Origin of the sequence: Polaribacter sp. BAL334, assembly GCF_015767435.1 — a bacterium.
Taxonomy (GTDB): domain Bacteria; phylum Bacteroidota; class Bacteroidia; order Flavobacteriales; family Flavobacteriaceae; genus Polaribacter.
This window is the reverse complement of sequence record NZ_JADWOV010000123.1, coordinates 1-413: the sequence shown is the minus strand read 5'-3', so window position 1 is coordinate 413 and position 413 is coordinate 1. Positions and strand designations below refer to the sequence as shown.

At 35.4% G+C, this 413-nt stretch carries 1 protein-coding gene; it reads right to left on the bottom strand.

Annotated elements, in window-relative coordinates; all coding sequences use genetic code 11:
* Positions 1 to 183: GIY-YIG nuclease family protein (locus IU405_RS00655; RefSeq protein ID WP_197436724.1), on the bottom strand; the 183-nt coding region annotated here is incomplete at its 3' end.
* Between the last annotated feature and the right edge of the window lie 230 nt (positions 184 to 413).

Below are 413 nucleotides of genomic sequence, written 5' to 3'. Positions count from 1 at the left end.
GTATTGAAATTCCTCATAATAAACGAGTATTTTCAGATTGTATGAAGCCGTAAATTTACTTCCTTCTGAGGCTGTATGTCGCTCCATCCGATCATCTAGTCCTCCTGTAACTCCGATGTAAAGTGTACCATTGGGTTTATTGGTTAGGATATAAACCCAGTAATTGTGATAGGCTCTTTTCATCTGTGTAATTTAGTAAATTTTATAATAGAGATTGTGGAATTGTTTCTTTTGTACTCGAAGAGTAGGATGAGACCCTGATCCCGAAGTCTCGGGACAAGAGTTCAGGGTGACAGAATCAACTTTGAGACTCTGCAAATCAAAACTAATTGTGAATGTATCCTATAAAACACTAAATTTGCAAGAAATAAAAAGAGATGTTTTTTTTAAAACAAAAAGAGATTCCCCTTACC